This is a genomic window from Bradyrhizobium sp. RT6a (assembly GCF_040547675.1).
Lineage (GTDB): Bacteria > Pseudomonadota > Alphaproteobacteria > Rhizobiales > Xanthobacteraceae > Bradyrhizobium.
Map to the genome: position 1 here is coordinate 1 of NZ_JBEPQC010000021.1, position 13,787 is coordinate 13,787.

The window sequence follows — 13,787 nt, forward strand, 5'->3', positions numbered from 1 at the left end:
CACGCTGGCCGGCGACTACACCCATTCCACGTTCAATCTCTCAACCGATGGAAATGGCGGCACCCTCGTCATCGATCCGCCAATCGACGGGTTTAACTTTGCGCATCTCTCGACGCCGCAAACGACTGCCGCTCCAGCGATTGGCCGGATTGGAAGCGCCGGCGACGGGTTCGTGTTCGGCCAATCTGGGACGCCCGCCAGCCACCCGGAAATCGGATCCAACAACTCGTATGGATACCACGCTACTACTGACGCGCTGCATCAGTCTGGACTCGATTTCGATGCCAGCGCACATCTTGCCGCGGGGAATGCACATTTGGTTGCGCTTCATGCATTCTCGGCTGAGGGATATCTGTTGCACGCCTAGAGAGGCTGGCATGCGACGGGTCTCCACGCCTCGTCGCCGAGCGAATCTTCTCCCGCGTTTTGGTCTGGCGTGGTCATCCGGCGATCGAATTTGATCTGCAGACGCTGTGGCGCTAGCGCCCGCCTATCGATGCTGTCATGCCGGCCTGGCTTTCGGAACGAATGCATCCGTGGCAGATGACCAGTTTTCTGGCGATCTTTGCCTCCCGGTCAGTTTCGATTTCGTCGTGGACCACCCACCACTCAGCTGAATAGGGGCGCAACTCAGCTAGGACCGCTTCTCGTTGCAGGTTGGAATCCTGCGCCAGTGTGCTCGACTGTCTCGAAACTCGGTGCGATCGAGGCCGGTTAGGATTTTGCCCCAGACCGTCCCACGCGTATTGATACCGCAACGGCGAGGCGCCGGTGGCTGGCTTGGCCGAACCTTGCGTCGATGTCCAAGTGGGCTGCGAAGCGCAGCTCCCGAGTGCGACGGACAAGAGCAGGAGAAGCAATGTGCGAATGGCCATGATCGCGTACCGAAACCTGCGCCCTGCGCATCACGAGATCCGCGTCGATGAGTTTCGCGCGATATGGTTAACAATTGATTAGAATCGTCTTCGCTTGCCGGTGGGGTACTCTTTGATGAAGCGAAGCAGCTCGCGTTCGTCGAGGGTTCGACGGCGAGCCTTGGCAAGGCGCTTAATCCGCTTCAGTGCATCTTCACTTCAGGCCGTTCAAGAAACGCCCTCAGTCCGAACCGGGATGCAGGCGTCAAGTCCCCATCGAGATGGGAGAGGGATTGCATCAGCTCATCGGGATCGATGATTGCGAGCGAACCTTCTGTCACGACGATTTGGTCCGCGGGAATCCCTGTCACCAGAAATACGTGTCCCCGGACGATGTCGCCTCCAACAACCTCGCCGCATCCGTCGAGGGTTGTCAGAAACCCGAACCTTTCGGGTGCAACCAGATACGTGATTTCTTCGTGCAATTCGCGAGCGATGTACGCCAGGTATGTCTCGCCCGGCTCGCGGTGGCCTCCGAACAAGGAAAGCCTTCCGGGATAAATGATGCCGGGGATGTCGTCGCGGCGCTGGAACAGATAACGGCCGGTAGTGTCAAGGACAACTGCAAGTGCGATGTGACGATCCGGCAATACGTAGCGTACCTTCGAAATGTAACAGGTTAAGCATAACGGTCAGTCCCAAGCAGGGCCAGATGATTTGCCTAACGAAGATGTGTATGTCTCTTGAATGGATCGCAGCTAACAGCTTTGATAGCCATTCCCGCAAAAGCGGCCGGCTTACAGGCTGAATGTGTGTTGAAGCAGAGATATCACCGCCGCCCGGGACGTGGGCATTGATGAGCAAAGTCGCCTAGAATTGGATGGTTTCGCGATTTTTGAGTTGTGCGGGGACATTATTCGATTTGAATTTGATAAACAAAATCAGTAAATTAGCAGACGAAGTCGCGATGACCAAAACCCGCTTCAGAAACGCTGTAATTTGAGCATCAATCGACGTTGTTCCGACCGGTCCATGGCCCTATCCTTGGGACCGGCGGATAGGGGTTGCAATGACCAGTCTCGAACCACGACAGGATTATCGGGTAATTCTTCGACCCCAAGTTGAAGACCACCGGGCGGCTGAAAAGGACATCGAGCACTCCGATGGCCTGGAGCTATTCGTCCTTCGTGCGCTTCGTCGATATTGGTTAGTCTCCGCGACAGTTTTCGTTTTAGGCATTCTTTCTGCACCGTTGCTGCATGCCTTGCTTGATACCAAATACGAGGCGACGGCGTCCCTCCTCATCGACAACGGGAAGCAAAGCGAAGCCAATCAGGGCTTTGATTCGGTCTTCGTAAACTCGCAGATTGAGTTGCTAAACAGCGAATTTGTCATCAGGTCGGCCATCCAAAATGTCGGCGACGGCAAGTTGTACCCGAAGAGCCCGGACAGCGAGTTTTCGCAGCTGCTAACCTATCTGGGCATGGCCCAGAAAAAGATGAACAACCAGGACCGCGCATACAAGTCGGCGGCTCGCGCATTGAAGGTGCAACTCGAACCGCGGACCAGCATGATCCGGGTTTCTTTTCGGCATGAGGATCCACGCCTCGCCGCATCTTTTGTGAATGCACTCACGGATAGCTATCTGGGCAAATACAGGGCTCTTTATACCCAGGCTGGGGCGGCTGATTTCCTCCGTGGAGAGGTGGACCAACTTCAGCGCAAGGTAGCCACAGCGGCCGGGGTCTTGGGGGCCTTTATGACCGCAAATGGCACTTACGCAATCGATGAGCAGAAAAAACTCTTGCTTACCCGCCAGAGCGACCTCGCCAAGTCGGTGGCAACGGTGCGAACCGAACTGGCGCAGAGGCAGGAGGAACTGAGGGTTGTCGAGGAGCAGATCAGCCAGTTGAGGCCAAACGCCGCTCGCGCTTCGCAGGCTCGCGATCCGTCAAAGCCGGCGCCAGAGGCGGCAATTCCCTTACCGTACAACAGAAATCTGTTTGGCGACGATCCTCCGTTGCTGCTTGTGAAGCTTTATCAAGAATCCACGCAGCAGTTTCTGACCCTGAAGATGACGATCGCAGGGCTGCGCGCCGCAGAGTCGGCTCATACGGCCGAGCTGGACAACGTGGCAAAGGATCTTGTGACGCTGGCTCGCCTTGAGGCCGAAACCAATCGCCTCAAGAGGCAGCTCAGCTCGGCAGAGCAAGAGCTTGCGGAAATCACCTCTCGCGCGGGTGAAAAGCGGATTGCAGCGGCAATGACGGAGAACAATCTTTCGGCCATCAAGATCGCGCAGTCTGCGTCCGTCCCATTTGAAACCGCAGGGCGCAGCGTATGGCTGTTTCTGGCAATTGGTTCTTTTTTGTCCGCCCTGACTGCGGTTGGAGTGGCTTGCGCGTTGCAGCTGATCTCAGCCTATCGAAATCCGCCGACATACGTTGCTGCGAGCTTCCTGCGTACGGTCCGTTTCTACATGTTCTTTCCGAGCTAGAGAACATCTCCGACGACAAACGGTTTGAGGAGCTCCGCTTCGCCTGGTTAAATCAATTCAGTGTGCGGCCTTGTCGCCCAGAACCGATATGGATTGCCGAATGGTTTGCGGACTGAGCCAGCCCAAGGGTCTGATCTCGGGGACGTAGATCGACAATCCCCGCCAGGACAGGAGGAAGAGTACGAACTCGGCCAGGATGGTCGCATAGGCGGCGCCCAACGCGCCAAGGGCTGGAACGAAAATGCAGGACGCGGCGATCGCCGTAAGGGCTGCGAGACCAAGGTACAGGACTCGCGGTATCGTCTGCGGTCCAGTTACGAGCAGCGAACTGTAAGCGCTTTGTAGGAACCTTGTCGGAATTCCAATGCTCATCACCAGCAGAAGGTCGACAGACGGAACGTATCTCGATCCGAACATCCAGGGAATCAGCCTGCTCGCGGTGGCCATGAGGATAGCCATTGCGAGGATGCCAACCGAGGCCATCAGCAGGGCTGATACATAGAATGCGGCCGCGAATTTTGCGCGGTCATGGTGGCCCCAGTGAAAGATCCTTTCAGCGATGAACTTAGAGTAGAAGACGGAGGGAAACATCATCGCCGCAGAGACAATGAGAAATGCGATGTTGTATTGAGCGGTCTCGGTCCCGCCCCGGATGTACTCCAGAACCACAATCGGCCCCTGGAAGAATATGAGATAGATGGCGCCGAGCAACAGAAAGGGGCCAGCCGAGCGGGCTGTCTCCAGCACCGAGGGATGGGGGTGCCGATAGCTCTTCAGAAGTCGCCCCCATGATCGCGCCGGAACCGCAACCAGACTCCAAATGACGGCGATCGCTCCCATCATTCCAAATCCCACGAGCACTGCCCGCAGGCTTGAAATGGTGAATCCTTTGAGGCAGAGGGCGACCACTGCGCGCCCAAGCTGGGTTATGATCTGCCAAAAGGCGACCTGACCGGCGCTCCGCTCGATCTGATAGCGAACCGACGACAGTTCTACGGCCAATTGTCCCAACAGGATCGGAACCGAGGCCGCCAGTAAGAGCAATCGTTCGGAAGCGGGAAATTTTGCGACCGTCAGCGCATACGCTACGAGGCCGACGATACCAAGGCCGGTGAGAAGTGCCACGAGTTGCGCGGCGGGAAAATACCAGCGAACAGCTTCTTCCTTTTCCCTGCCAACCACTTGCAATAGAAACCAGTTCATTCCTCCCATGCCGATCAAAGCTAAAAGGTTTATGATCGACGACAGGGCGGCAATCGTACCGAGAGCCTCCAGATCCATAGATCGGGCCAATGTCAGTTGCGCAATAAAGTTGAATAAGGCTGCAAGGAATGTCCCGGAATACAACAGCGTTAGCGCGCCTATCGCCCGCTTGATGAATGCGTTGCGGATCATCCCACCTGTCCTTTTCGTGCCACCGCTTGTCGCTGGCACGCAATCCGTTATCAAATCTATGGGGCGAATGCCCAGCGTATTGCGATCAGAGGTTAATCCATGACGAGGCGCTCGATACTCTTCGTGACTGACGAACTCTTCCTTCCCTTACCGTCCAAGAATGCGTCGGGTTGGCTGTATTACACCATAGTCGAGACCTACAAAAAGCGAGGCTGGAAGGTCTATTGCGTTTCGTTCTTCCGGGACCCGCAGCTGGCGGGATCGAGCGAAGTGAACTCGGCCTATAAGGAACAATTTTCGGATTTTCTTCTATTGCCTGGCTGGAATCGCGGGGGGCATCCGCTTGGTGCGATCGGTCAGGTCTGGAGAGAGGTGCTGCGGGCGCTGACCGGCAATGTCCTGTCGTCCCACCCATTTCTGTTCACCAACAGCGTCGGAAACTCGCGAAGGATCGCCAGGAGGTTGAACGCGTGGCAGGTCGACGTGATTTATCTCGCCAAGCCGCAATCGGTTCAATTGCTCGGTCGGGTCCTACCTCAATTGTCCAATAGCCGAAAACCGCTCGTGGCAATGAGTGCTCACGATGATTTTGTCAACCGAGCGATTGCCTACCGTGAGACGTATCAGAGATTGTTTGATGCGCTGAATTTGCCGCTGATCCTGCGCGATCATGCAAATGCCTGGATAAGGCATTACCTTGAGCGAATTGACGTAGCACGTTCGCGGCAGGCTGAAACGGAAATATTCGACGCTTGCCATTTGGTGCGCGTGGAGTCCGCGGATGAATTTGCTAATTACTCAGCCATAAACCAATCGACGGCGAAGCTCTCTCACAAGCCATTTTCCTATGCCGCTCCCGTTCAACGGGCCCACGAGACATCCGCTCAAGCGTTCGATGCCGGCTTCATTGGCTCAAATGACGTGATGAATCTCGATGCCGTCTTGTACTTACGGGACGTGATACTGCCGATCATCCGGAAGTCGGCGCCGGAGTTTCGTATGCTGGTTGCCGGGGGCATCTCCAGCAAGGTAGGGCCGCTCGTCGAGGGGGTGGCCAATATCACTGTATGGGACTGTCTGGACAATGTATCGAAATTCTACAGCGCCATTCGCGTTGCCGCGGTGCCCCTTCGCGCGGGCACCGGCGTCAGTATCAAGGTGCTGGAGGCGTTAGCATTCGGAAAGAGGATCGTCAGCACCCCTGTCGGCGTCCGCGGACTGCCGAACAAGCTGCTTGCTGATGCGATCGTGACCAGCGATCCCAACGAGTTTGCGCAAGCCTTGTTGTGGGAGCGGACCCGGCCTGGCATGCCGCGCGGCGAGCTTGCCATCGATGGTTGAGTTCGACACGACGAAACCGCACTCGTTGATGGCGAACGCTCGGCTGAGCGAGGTGCTATTTGCTTCAGCCCTGGTGTGCTATCTCCTGATCGCTGCGGACATCGTGCCAAGCGTGACTGGTCTTCAGGCTGAGTACGAGCCCGGCTATCTCGATGTTGTGAACATTGACAAGGCCGGGGATGTCATACGGCAGGCGCTGCTTGCCCCATTCTTTCTTGGTTCGGTCTATCTGCTGGCACGCGCGAGGCTGAAGGAGAATCTAAGACGGTTGGGATGGCCGGCCGCAATTGTGATCGCAATCTGCTTCCTGTCCGCCGCCTGGTCGTCAGATCCCATGGCGACCCTCAGAAAGGCGCTTGGGCTGTTCGGGACGTTCTCGGTGGGAACGTATGTGGCCAGCCGGTTGAGTTCGTACCGTTTTGCCAAGCTGGTGCAGATCGCGGCGATCGTTGCCCTGGCGGGTTCGTTCATATGGTTGCTCATCGCCCCGGACAAGGCTCTGGACACCAACGGCCAACTTCGTGGGCTCTTCAATCACAAGAATATCCTGGGCCAATTTGCCGGCGTTGGCTATCTCGCATTTCTTTCGCTCGCCGTCAGGGAAACGGGTCGTCGCCGGCTTGTTCAGCTTGGCGGTGCCGGGGCATGTGTTCTATCGTTGTTTCTGGCGAGCTCCGCAACGCCGCTGATTGCCATCGGATTCGTGACCGCTTGGGCCTATGCGAGATCCCGTTTGGGATTGCGGCCGCGGGAATTGGTCGTGCTTACCGTGGTAATCAGCGTCGGCGGCGTTCTGTTTCTGGTCGCGTCGCCCGATGCCTTTACCTCTATCATCGGCAGGGACGTGACGCTGTCCGGACGAACCAACATCTGGCAGTTTGCGCTTGAGATGGCGACGGAGAAGCCGCTGCTGGGATATGGTTATGGTATATTCTGGCTGGGACCAAATTCCCCCGGATCATTGTTCTGGAACAAGACCCTACAGTTTGAATTGAGCGCCCATAATGGCTACCTGCAGTGTCTTCTCGACCTCGGGATGGTGGGGCTTTCGGCCAGCCTCGTTACAGTGCTTAAGCCCCTTCTCAGGGCGCAAACATCGTCAGGCGTCGAGCGGCCTTACATAGATCGCCCCGAAAACTTCTCGGAATGGTTTTTGATTTTCTTTCTGATCCTCAACGTGGCAGAAATCCGCTTCTTCGATCCAACCTCAGTCGTGACGTTCATGTTTGCCTACATCTCCGCGCACCAGAGAGGGCGGATTGGGGATCGCCATGTCCGAGGAGAAGGACGCTCTGTTACCGAATAGGGGCCTCGCACCCCCATGTGGAATTGCGCCAAAGATCGGGCCAATCCGTCGACCGCGCGGCTGCCATTCGCATTTCACAGCAGATTGTGAAAAATTCCCCACATTTTCACTGTTCACTGAATTGCTGTTTATGATAAAAAACAAGCATAAGTTGGGCGGATAAGTCGTATCTTTGGTTACTATTAGGCAGCTAAATGGCGTTCTTTTCCGCGATTGGAACTAGTTTTTGTATCGAGTATTGAAAGGTGGTGCCGCTTGCGCATTGGAGTATTTGTTGAATTGTTCGGACCCAGCGTGGGTGGACAGGAATTATTCTTTGAGGGACTCTCCCGACAGCTCGCCAAGAACGGACACACGATCGATGTCCATTGCATCGGGCATACGTCCGATTTGGCGGCCGTCGAGAACATGGACGGGATAACGATTTTTCGGCACCCGATGGATGCGTTTTACAAGTCCCCGCGCTTCAAAATGATGAAACGGGCTTGGCCGACGATCATCAAATATGCGCTGCACGTTCGTCGAGTCGCCAGGCAATCGAACTACGATGTGCTGTTGTTGAATCAGTGGCCGCTTTTGCATGCGGTCACGATCCCAAAATCGCACCGCGCCAAGGCCGTGATGCATTGGTGCGAAATTCGTACCGGGCTATTCCACCGAACCATTCAAGCCGTCCTGCCGCGGTTCGTGGCCAGAAACGTGGCGGTGAGTGACGCTGTCGGCCAAGCGATCCAGCAATTCAGCGTTGGTCCGGTGCATACGCTCCCCAGTGGAATTGACATCGAGCTTTATCGCTCGCTTCCTCGGAGTAAGCGCTCGGGGATCTGCTATCTCGGCAGGATGGCGCCCCACAAGAACGTTCCATTGCTGATCGACGCCTTCGAGTTGCTGAAGGATCAGGGCTACGTCGGTTCGCTTACCCTGGCGGGCGATGGGCCCGCTTTTGATGTCATCAGGGAGCGGGCCCGAATTTCCCGATACGCGTCCGACATCATCCTGCCTGGCCTGATCTCGGACAGCGACAAGATCGAACTCTTGTCGAAATCCGAAGCTCTTGTCATATCGAGTCTGCGGGAAGGCTTTCCGAGAGTTGTCGCCGAGGCGATGGCCTGCGGTCTTCCAGTCGTTACATGCGAGTATGAAATGAACGGCACAAAGGAAGTCGTGCGCTCTTATGATTGCGGGGTAGTGACGCTTTCGGCTCCGGACCATCTTGCTCAAGGCGTGCGTGACGTGATCGCGCGCTGGGACCACTACTCGGGGACAGGCCGTTCGGCGGCAAAGGCGCTCGACTGGACTTTGATAGCGGACACGTTTGAGCAATTGGTTGCTCCGGCCCTCGACGATCGACCTCTGTCCCTTTCCGGCCGTTTCAGGGAAGCCAGTGCCATATGAAGCGGAGAATTGTGGTTGCGGGCGGTGCCGGCTTCGTCGGGCGCCAGCTAGTTCGAAAGTTGCGGGATCGGCACGACGTTTGCGTCGTAGATGCGCTGAAGTTCGGGAATCGCTTCAGCGAGAGTGAGAGTGCCAATATTGTGCTGGAGAAGCTCGATATTCGGGATTGGCGCTCGGTCTCGGATGTCATGGAACGATTTCGTCCCGAAATTCTCATCAATCTCGCGGCAATTCACTTCATCCCTGAGTGTGAACGCGACCCCGTGCATGCCCAGGAGGTCAATGTCCTCGGAACGATGAACCTCTTGCGCGCATGCCCGGCCGGCGCGCGCTTTGTTTTCGCCAGCAGCGGCGCGGTCTATCAACCGGACAATGCGCCTCACGATGAGGTCAGTTCGGCGGTTGAGCCAGCCGACGTCTACGGCATGACGAAATTGCACGCCGAGCATTATGTGCGATACTTCGCCAAGCAGAGAGGGCTCCAAGGAGCCATTGTCAGGCTTTTCAACGTGGTTGGGCCGGGGGAAACCAGCCCGCATATTTTGCCCGAAATTGTCTACCAGCTGAAGGCGGGGAAGACCAGAATCAGGCTCGGGAATGTCTGGCCCCAACGCGACTACATCCACGTCGACGACGCGGCGGAGGGGTTCGGACAGGTTGCGCTGTATGGCGACATTCGCGCAGGCGAAACGAAACTGGTCAATTTGGGGACCGGCAAGCAATATTCGGTGTCGATGATCCTGGATGAACTTCGGTCGCTCACGGCGCTTCCAATTGAAGTCGAGCATGATGCATCGCGCGCCCGGGCGGTTGACCGGCCATTTCTGCAAGCGAGCATCGCCAGGATTCAAGCCGATTTCGGCTGGTCGCCAAGGCTGAACATCACTGCGGCGCTGGCGGATCTTTGGAAAAATCCCGATCTCGCGCCCAATCTCGTTGAACAGTTGCGCAATCGCTGAATGCAGATTGCCGTTTTCAGCGCGGGCGACGGAGGCGACTTTCCGAAATGACATTCTCGTAGATGCGCAGATGCGCCGTCACTTGGCTTTCGATCGTGAATGCTGTTGACGCAAATGACGCTGCCCTCGCGGCGAGCGATTGGGCCAGTTGAGGGGAGTCAAGGAGCGACGAGATATGTTCTGCAAATTCTGCGGGGACCAGCGGGTCGGCAAGCAGACCGGTCTCGCCGTGGTGTATTAGTTCCTGGTTGCCGGCAATCCTTGACGCGACGACCGGCACCCCCATTTTCATCGCCTCAATCACCGAAACCGGAACGCCCTCCCAGAGCGAGGGCAGTACAAAGATGCGCGCTCTAGACATCAACTCGAGCGCATCAGTTCGAGACCTAGTTCCGGTCATCGTGATCTGGGATTCGACCCCAAGTCTCTTACAACTTTCGCGCACGGATGCCTCCAGCTCACCGCCGCCGACGATTAGCATCGTCACATGTGGCCTCTTCATTGCCGCCAGAATCGCCGGCAGCGCGAGTGGATTCTTCTGGGGATGCAGGCGTCCCACAAAGACGATGTCGAATTCGGGTTGCGGAGAGATTGTGCATCCCGCCGGCAGTTCAACGCCGTTATAGACCTGGCTCCACCGCTGGGGATCGTCGACCAGTCCTTCCTTATAAGCGAAAGCCTCGTCCGCCTTTCCGACAAGGATAATCCGGTCCGCGCGGCCGATGCACAGCTTCTCCATCAGCTTGAAGAACTGTCGGCTGCCGGTGCCTTTTCGGTCATAGTGGAAGCCATGAATCGTGTAGGCGAGGGCTGGACGCTTGCTCCGAGGCAGAAGAGATACGGGCAGTGCCGACCTTGCGCCATGGGCGTGAACGACATCCGGCGCTTCGCGCTCGAGCAACTCCGATATCTCCCGCGATATCCTGATGACGTTTTTCCGGCGGCTGAAATCGAGGCCAAACGTCGTCCACCCCTTTGCGTTGGCGCGGTCGAAAAAGTAACTTCCGGTCTGCGTTATGACGGCAGTTTCAACGCCCCTTGCTGCCATCCCTGCGCACAATGTTTCTACGACGACTGGGCCTCCTCCGGGATTTCCGTCGGCCATAATATGAACTACACGCATTCGTCCAGACCAGTGTTGGTCGCTCATCGAGTTCGGAGAAATTCGATCGAATATATGATACACATAGATCAACGGGATGCTCGATGGAAGCGACGATGAATGGCGGGAACGGCAGGCAAGTCCTGGGATTGGCGAAGCGGGTGGCGAGGTTCGTCGTCTTGCTGGTGGTGCTTGGCTTCCCATCGGTCTGCCGGTGCGGTCCTCTGCAGAAGGGTATGAACGCTGGCGATCTTCTCTTCATGCCGCTGTGGGAGCTCCGGTCCCGGTTTGCAGAGTTCAGGGATGTTGGCGTCAAATGGCTGAGAGTGGAGTTTGACTGGAATCGCATCCAGCCGGATAGTCAGGATAGGTACAATATCCAGCAGCATGACAGGATTGTCGCTCTAGCCCGCGAGTTCAATATTTCTGTTCTGGGCCTGATCTATTTCTGTCCCGCATGGGCGAACGGCGGACACAAGCCGCCGGCATATCCGCCGGCCGACCCAGGTGCGTTCGGCCGGTTCGCTGCATACCTGGCGACGAGGTACGGATCTGCCGGTGTCCGCCATTGGGAGATATGGAATGAGCCGAATCTTGGCAGCAGCTGGGCGCCGGCTCCGTCACCCCCACAGTATGTTGCGCTGCTCAAGGCTGCCTACGAAGCGATCAAGGACGTCGACAGCGGCGCCACCGTCGTATCGGGCGGCTTGGCGCAGCCAAATAACACCGGCACAACCATGCGCGCGGCAGAATTCCTGGATGCGTTATACAGGAACGGGGCGCGACCGTTCTTCGATGCGGTCGGCAATCATCCATATACGTCTCCGAGCCCCCCTGATCGGGCAAATGGAAATTCCTGGCAGCAGATGGAAAGCTCGGAGGGTCTGCGAGGGATCATGGCCAGGTACCAGGATCAGGTTAAGTTCATATGGGTGACGGAGTATGGTGCTCCGACCGACGGAGAGGCAAACACGGTCATTTCGGAGACGGCTCAGGTCGAGCTTCTGAAATCGGCCTTCGGACTCGCGTCGGGAAAGTCGAATTTTGGACCAATATTCTGGTACAACTTCAGAGATTGGTGTCCCAAAGGCAAGACTGATCCCGATTGCTACTATGGACTCCTGAGATTCGACAATTCTCGAAAGCCCTCATACGCAGCATTCATCGACTTGCACTGACGGACCGAGATCACGGATTGCTCGGGCGTCGCAGAACCAGCTTGAAAGATCGGTAAATGCCGTATTGCCGTCTGCACTGTTTTGCGGCAACCAGAAATCTATACGAGTCTCATTGGGGAGCGCACAGCGCGCTTGGTCTATTTGACAATACATGAACATCCGTAGTTGCACGGGGGCGGGGCCTCTCCTTCGTGATGCAGCTACATCTTAAGGCATCATTATCGCTACCGGCTCGACCTTGATCTTCCTTCTTCGATAAAAACGAGAAGCACCCATTCAATCGATGGCAATGCTTGTCGCGTAGTCTGTAACTAGATACGACCGCCTCCTGGTCGTCGTTGCAGGGCTTATAATGACGACCGCCATATCAAATGTGACTGCGATCGACGCCGCCAAGTTTGTGCTGTCTATCGGCGTAAATACCCATCTTGGCAACTGGACCGTGTACGAGAATGTTGGCCTGGTTGAGAGTTCACTCGCGTACCTTGGAGTGACGACCGTCCGCGACGGCAGCATGTTCTCGACGGCGCACGCTCAGGCGGCTTATTCACAACTGGCGAGTGACGGAATCAAGTTTGACTTTTTCACTCCGCCAGGAACCAACCTCTCGACATTCATCAAACAGCTCGACGCATTTATCGCAGCTCATCCGAACGGGCTGTTCGCGATCGAAGGCCCCAATGAGGTGGATATCCAGACCTTTTCGTATAATGGCAGTGCGTCATTATCAAGCGCGGCTGCATTCCAGAAAGCACTTTTTGCAGCCGTTCAGGCCGATGCAAGCCTGGCGGACGTGCCAGTTTACAATCTCACGCTATCTCAGCCGAACAGCGTCAACTATAGCCAGGTAGGAAATCTCTCGTCGTCGGCCGACTACGCCAATATTCATGCCTACGTCTGGTCGGGGGCCACGCCGAACCAGGTCCTCCTGAACGATATGAAGATTGCACAATGGGCTGCGTCCGGATTGCCCGTCATCTTCACGGAAACGGGCTACGACACGATGACGAGCGATCCCATGAGCGGGGTCGATCAGACGGTCCAGGCGAAGTACACGCTCGATACCTTGATGGATGCGTTCAAGAACGGCGTCGCGCAAACATTCCTCTATGAACTCTTCGATGAGGCATCTGATCCTAACTTTACGAACAAGGAAGCTCATTTCGGCCTGTTCAACAATGATGGTAGCCCAAAGCTTGTTGCGACCGCAATACACAACCTCACGACGATTTTGAGCGATTCCAACGATTCGCAGTCATTCACACCCGGCAGTCTGGCGTATAGTCTGGACAACATGCCATCGAGCGCCTCCCAGATGCTGCTGGAGAAGCACAACGGCACGTTTGATCTTGTGGTGTGGGATGAGCATGTCATCTGGGATCCGAACCTTAAGAAGGAGATCGCGTCCCCAACTAGTGATGTGACGGTCAATCTCGGAAAGTCCTATGGAGTGGTTTACGTCTACGATCCGCTCGTCGGGACCAGTCCCATCGCGACCTACACGAACGTCTCGCAGTTGCACGTCACGTTGACTGATCATCCACTTGTCATTCAGGTTGGCGATGGAAGTGTGACGTCGGGCCCCGCTTCGGCGGGTCCGGTCGCTGATGCGACCCCACCTGCCTTACCGAGCATTACGACGTTCTCGCCTGACAGTGGCGTTGCGGGCGATGGCATCACGAAGGCCAATCAGCTGACGCTGAGTGGGACCGCGGAGGCTGGCAGCAAAGTCCTGGTGTTCGATGGCGCGACCCAGGTCG

The 13,787-nt window shown here is 56.5% G+C and carries 10 protein-coding genes and 1 pseudogene; 8 read left to right on the forward strand and 3 right to left on the reverse strand.

Going from position 1 to position 13,787, the window contains the following annotated elements; translation table 11 throughout:
- Positions 1-367 (forward strand): hypothetical protein (locus ABIC03_RS38940; protein WP_354066181.1); only part of this gene is annotated, 367 nt, incomplete at its 5' end.
- Positions 368-1,057: 690 nt separating this feature from the next.
- On the opposite strand, the gene ABIC03_RS38945 is transcribed toward ABIC03_RS38940, so the two are convergent.
- Positions 1,058-1,504 (reverse strand): NUDIX domain-containing protein, encoded by a 447-nt coding sequence (locus tag ABIC03_RS38945; RefSeq protein ID WP_354066183.1) that lies wholly within the window; start codon positions 1,502-1,504, stop codon positions 1,058-1,060.
- 419 nt (positions 1,505-1,923) lie between these two features.
- On the opposite strand from ABIC03_RS38945, the gene ABIC03_RS38950 reads away from it, so the two are divergent.
- Positions 1,924-3,351, forward strand: coding sequence for a GumC family protein (locus ABIC03_RS38950; RefSeq protein ID WP_354066185.1), 1,428 nt, complete (start codon positions 1,924-1,926; stop codon positions 3,349-3,351).
- 57 nt (positions 3,352-3,408) lie between these two features.
- Here ABIC03_RS38950 and ABIC03_RS38955 read toward each other — a convergent pair whose 3' ends face one another.
- A complete protein-coding gene (locus ABIC03_RS38955) occupies positions 3,409-4,746 on the reverse strand; it encodes a lipopolysaccharide biosynthesis protein (protein ID WP_354066187.1) in 1,338 nt (445 codons plus the stop codon).
- Positions 4,747-4,869: 123 nt separating this feature from the next.
- Between ABIC03_RS38955 and ABIC03_RS38960 the strand changes: the two genes are divergently transcribed.
- From ABIC03_RS38960 to ABIC03_RS38975, 4 genes are all read left to right on the forward strand, one after another.
- Entirely contained in the window at positions 4,870-6,087 is a 1,218-nt protein-coding gene (locus tag ABIC03_RS38960; protein WP_354066189.1) for a glycosyltransferase, read from the forward strand.
- Entirely contained in the window at positions 6,080-7,393 is a 1,314-nt protein-coding gene (locus tag ABIC03_RS38965) for an O-antigen ligase family protein (protein ID WP_354066191.1), read from the forward strand. The genes ABIC03_RS38960 and ABIC03_RS38965 overlap by 8 nt, the downstream gene beginning before the upstream one ends.
- Before the next feature lie 255 nt (positions 7,394-7,648).
- Positions 7,649-8,788, forward strand: a complete 1,140-nt coding sequence (locus tag ABIC03_RS38970; RefSeq protein WP_354066193.1) for a glycosyltransferase family 4 protein — start codon at positions 7,649-7,651, stop codon at positions 8,786-8,788.
- The gene (locus ABIC03_RS38975) at positions 8,785-9,747 is read left to right on the forward strand and encodes an NAD-dependent epimerase/dehydratase family protein (protein ID WP_354066195.1); all 963 of its coding nucleotides are present in this window, start codon (positions 8,785-8,787) and stop codon (positions 9,745-9,747) included. The genes ABIC03_RS38970 and ABIC03_RS38975 overlap by 4 nt, the downstream gene beginning before the upstream one ends.
- A gap of 16 nt (positions 9,748-9,763) precedes the next feature.
- Here ABIC03_RS38975 and ABIC03_RS38980 read toward each other — a convergent pair whose 3' ends face one another.
- Positions 9,764-11,053 (reverse strand): glycosyltransferase family 4 protein, encoded by a 1,290-nt coding sequence (locus ABIC03_RS38980; RefSeq protein WP_354066197.1) that lies wholly within the window; start codon positions 11,051-11,053, stop codon positions 9,764-9,766.
- Here ABIC03_RS38980 and ABIC03_RS38985 point away from each other — a divergent pair.
- Together ABIC03_RS38985 and ABIC03_RS38990 are read left to right on the forward strand one after the other, a co-directional pair.
- A complete protein-coding gene (locus ABIC03_RS38985; RefSeq protein WP_354066199.1) occupies positions 10,954-12,027 on the forward strand; it encodes a cellulase family glycosylhydrolase in 1,074 nt (357 codons plus the stop codon). The two genes, ABIC03_RS38980 and ABIC03_RS38985, sit on opposite strands and share 100 nt — an antisense overlap.
- A gap of 352 nt (positions 12,028-12,379) precedes the next feature.
- A pseudogene (locus ABIC03_RS38990) lies at positions 12,380-13,787 on the forward strand (RHS repeat protein); the annotation flags it as partial.

Bases quoted from the DNA above. Each gene is read 5' to 3' on its own strand.
- ABIC03_RS38950 (WP_354066185.1), top strand. From the start codon at position 1,924: ATGACCAGTCTCGAACCACGACAGGATTATCGGGTAATTCTTCGACCC.
- ABIC03_RS38955 (WP_354066187.1), bottom strand. From the start codon at position 4,746: ATGATCCGCAACGCATTCATCAAGCGGGCGATAGGCGCGCTAACGCTG.
- ABIC03_RS38965 (WP_354066191.1), top strand. From the start codon at position 6,080: ATGGTTGAGTTCGACACGACGAAACCGCACTCGTTGATGGCGAACGCT.
- ABIC03_RS38975 (WP_354066195.1), top strand. From the start codon at position 8,785: ATGAAGCGGAGAATTGTGGTTGCGGGCGGTGCCGGCTTCGTCGGGCGC.
- ABIC03_RS38985 (WP_354066199.1), top strand. From the start codon at position 10,954: ATGGAAGCGACGATGAATGGCGGGAACGGCAGGCAAGTCCTGGGATTG.
- ABIC03_RS38980 (WP_354066197.1), bottom strand. From the start codon at position 11,053: ATGGGAAGCCAAGCACCACCAGCAAGACGACGAACCTCGCCACCCGCT.